This is a genomic window from Ligilactobacillus acidipiscis DSM 15836, assembly GCF_001435755.1.
Lineage (GTDB): Bacteria > Bacillota > Bacilli > Lactobacillales > Lactobacillaceae > Ligilactobacillus > Ligilactobacillus acidipiscis.
This window is the reverse complement of the sequence record NZ_AZFI01000168.1, coordinates 1-4,114: the sequence shown is the minus strand read 5'-3', so window position 1 is coordinate 4,114 and position 4,114 is coordinate 1. Positions and strand designations below refer to the sequence as shown.

Annotated in this window: 2 protein-coding genes; one reads left to right on the top strand and one right to left on the bottom strand. The window is 30.6% G+C overall.

Going from position 1 to position 4,114, the window contains the following annotated elements; translation table 11 throughout:
* Positions 1 to 287 precede the first annotated feature (287 nt).
* Entirely contained in the window at positions 288 to 1,772 is a 1,485-nt protein-coding gene (locus FC65_RS09180; protein ID WP_056972439.1) for a primase C-terminal domain-containing protein, read from the bottom strand.
* 647 nt (positions 1,773 to 2,419) lie between these two features.
* On the opposite strand from FC65_RS09180, the gene FC65_RS09175 reads away from it, so the two are divergent.
* A complete protein-coding gene (locus FC65_RS09175) occupies positions 2,420 to 3,235 on the top strand; it encodes a ParA family protein (RefSeq protein ID WP_056972438.1) in 816 nt (271 codons plus the stop codon).
* Positions 3,236 to 4,114 lie beyond the last annotated feature (879 nt).

Sequence of the window (4,114 nt, the reverse complement as noted above, 5' to 3'; positions counted from 1 at the left end):
TTTAACTTTCAACCTTTAATTAATATAAAACATTTTTTCAACATTTTTATCCCATAATTTTTATATATTCTTAACTGCTTTTCTACATTCAAAATCACTTTTTCTTAATTAAAACACATACCACCCAACACAAAAAACCTGTACATTGCCTAGCCTGCATATATACTAGAATTAACTCTTTTTGCCATCTAAAAAACATCCAGAACTATAACCACAAAAAACAAAACCACTAGTACGGAACTAAAACCTTATTGGCAATTGAGAACACAAGATTTCTTCTCTTAATCTTAACTCGTATCATCTATAAGACTCACACTGGAGTGGTGAACCAAGTTATCTTTTTTATATTTAGGGATTAAATCCAGCCATTTTTTTAAGTAAGCATGATATTGTGTAGTCATCATTGTTTTTTGTTTTTGTAAATACTTTAAAATTGTCGTTACCGTTGCAATTTGTGCAGCTTTTCTTCCTTGTCCAGGTCGATAAAATATTTTTTTATTTTCTCTGAGAGATTTTAAAACACGATCTAGGCTTGCTAAACTAATTCCCATTTTTTCTTTAATTTTCCGCATTGAAAGACACACAAATCCGTCTGCTGTTATTTGATTGTTTAACAAGTCCAGCAGGTCTTCTTCCCATTCATGTTGATGCGAGTAAATTCGATCCTTTCGCTTCTTTTTATGCTTATACCAATTTTGTGGGCTAATCTTATTTTTAGGATCTTCTGAGAGCCAATGAGAAGTTAATTCACGAATATAGGCACGACTAGCCCCTGAATAGCGACCAGAAAAAGCATCGTGTACACTCTTAACAACATCCTTGTTTTCAATTGGTTGTTTTAAACGACTATTAAATTCATCTAATAAATCAAAGCACCTTTGTTCTGCCATTTCGCTTGAATAACAGGCTAAAGCTAGAGTGAAAATTGTATTATGGCGTCCCAAACCTTCTCCAGGTCGAATATCTGTTACTTGAAGCAAAGATTTAAACCATGGTTGTTTAATTTGTTTCAAATAGCCTTTTACTCTATTTGAGCGTAAAATAATTCTTGTTTTTGTTTTTTTTTGCTCTCGTTGTGTAAATTCTTTAGACCAAGTCATAATTTCTGCAAAATTTACCGTAAACCACGGTTCATAGAAAATAACGTTATCCTTGTGGGGAATCCGAAAAATCCCAAAATTATTACAGCCAACATCAACCGCAAATAACTTTTGTTGCAGATATTGTTTAATATTATTAGCAATTTTTTTGGCAGCATTTAAAGCTGGTAACTGCTGATTAGCATGCCTTTTTAAATAAACTGGTTCATCTAAAACGTAATACACATGATAGCCCTTATCAGTCGCTAAAACTAAAGTTGGCAGAAAAATATCTGCAATCGTTAAAACCTGAAAAACTTTTTCCTGCATTTTTTTGGCTGTTTCAGCGTCTTTAAAATCTAGATCTACCACAAAGGTATTTAATTGACTTAAATTGTTTTCTTGATGTCCCTTTAAATGTTTCTTTTGCGGTTCTACATAAGTTAAATAATTATAAACATTGGGTGTCCAATGTGATAGACGAGCTGCCTTTTCTTCTAGTCCTTCCAAAGAAGTGAAAACCACACCCCGATCTTGCGCCATACTTGCTTTTGAAAAAAAACCTGCAATAGCCCCCTTTTTATGTGTAGGCACCGGTTCTAATGCTTTGACTTTACTATTACGCACTTTAAATTCTTTAAGTCCACCATGCAAAACACGACGAAAGATTTCTCTTATCTGTTGCTCTTCCATTTTTTCACCTCCCAAATTTATCGCTTTTTAAATTGTCAATAAAAAAAGACGCTTATTTTAGCGTCTCTCGAAATTACTTTATGTATTTTAATGTTTTAAAAAAATTTATTCTTATAATGTAGAAAATCCCTTGTTTCTTTTTGCTGTGGCGGCGAGACTCACCCCCTGTCTACTTTTAACGATCATTAGAAAGTTCCTAAACTATTCCAATAAGCTATATCACAGGGCTTGGCTCCCCTGTTGTTAGAATCGCCGAATTGCATATGCTGATAAAACATGCTAAAATACAGTCACAAGTTGATAAGGAATTTTGTGACCGTCAGGGACTGCAATCCCTGTCGGTTTTCTTTTTAGGCACTCTTTTAGGGTGCTTTTTTATTTATATGAAGTGTATCATTGTTAAACCAACAAAAGCAAGGCATAATCTATACTTTTATAAAAATAATTAGCAGGTTTATTATAACTTTATAACTTTATAACTTTATATTTTTATAACTTTATGCTATTATAAAAATATAAAAAGATACCCTAGGATTTACACACGATATTCTAAGCGGTCTCCACTAATTATTTATTTTTATACTTTTATATTTTTATACTTTTATAAAAGCATAAAAATATAAAAGTATAAAAAAGGAGGGCTAAATATGCCAAAAATTATTACTACTGGAAATTTTAAAGGAGGAGTAGGAAAAACAACTAATGCAGTAATGTTTGCTTATACTTTGTCCAAACAAAACAAAAAAGTTCTTGTTATTGACTTAGATCCTCAAGCCAATGCTACCGACCTATTACTCAACACAATGAACAGAGTATATCAAAAAAAACCTATATTTAAAGAAACACTTTTCGAAGCAATTAAAGAAAACAACTTAGAAAAATCCTTAATTACAGTGAAAGATAACCTGGATCTTTTACCTTCATATGAAGACTTACAAGGATATGAGCGATATTTATATTCAAATTTTGAAGATGATTATTCTCAAGACCATTATTTTTCACAACAATTATCTAAAATAAAAGATTTGTATGATTTTATTATTCTTGATGTTCCACCACAACTTAATAAATTTACTGACAGTGCTCTAGTAGCAAGTGATTATGTTGTTGTCATCCTTCAAACACAAGAAAGATCACTAAAGGGCGCCGAAAAATATATAGAACATTTACTCCAAATACAAAGTGACTATAACTTAACATTAGAATTACTAGGGATTTTACCAGTACTTCAGCAAAACGGTTCAGAGTTAGATTTAGACGTCATACAAGATGCCAAAAAAAGTTTCGGATCGCAAAATATATTTAAAAATCAAATAAAACAAATGGCTCGACTAAAGCGCTTTGATAGAACTGGCATTACAGATAATATTAAAGACATTAATGATAGACGAGTTCACGCTGTATATCAAAATGTTATTGAGGAATTAAATGATCGCTTGAAAATATTTGAAAAGGGAGAATAATTATGAATACAAAACCAGGCTTAAACTCATTTAGGAAGAATAAAACTGAACGTCCAGAAAATTTTAATCCTGAAAAATCAGCCGAAGAAAAACGAGTTATGCCAAACAATACAATTTTAGAACATCCAAATAGGCGTCTAACAACAAAAGATTTACCAAAATCAATTAGGTTAACTTTAGATACACATTCTGCAATATCTACAATAGCAAGTATTGAAAATAAAAAAATGTATGAAGTAGTTACAGATATTGTAGAAAATTATGTGCAAAACTTACCCCCACAGAGTAAAAAAATTGTCAGAAATAGTATAGAGGCAATTAAAAAATCNATAAAATTATAATTTTATAAATTTATAAATGAAAACAAACATAAAATTTTCACTATTTTTTATTTCAAGATAAATTTTTCTATCTTCACAATGTACAACGTATTACCGTTCAATTATCATAGTTTAAAACAATAGTTAGGCAACTAAGTTTCCATTTATTATTCTTTAAAACTTTTTTCTATTACAGTCTCCGAAATATTTGTACAATATCTTTCTTAACTTCATTATGGATAACTTTTCTCTGATATTTTGCCCTAAAAGATTAATGATATTTATAATTCCACGCCGTATACGCTAAATTTCTACCACTCTTAGATATTTAAAATTCCGATCTCCTTTTATTTTTTTAGTTAGTGATTACAATTGGTAGCCACTCACTATTTTATCTGAAGGGAGATCTTTTTTAGGAGTTTTTCGAATCGCATATTTCTAACGCATGGGTTACTAGCATCATAATAAAACAGTACGAAAATTTTCCAAAAAATGAAAAGTCCTGTACTGCTTACCCTTTTTTTGAATATGGCAGATTGCAAGAAATAACTTGAACGAA

Excerpts from the sequence above, each read along its gene's own strand:
- FC65_RS09180 (WP_056972439.1), bottom strand. The coding sequence starts at position 1,772 with ATGGAAGAGCAACAGATAAGAGAAATCTTTCGTCGTGTTTTGCATGGT.
- FC65_RS09175 (WP_056972438.1), top strand. The coding sequence starts at position 2,420 with ATGCCAAAAATTATTACTACTGGAAATTTTAAAGGAGGAGTAGGAAAA.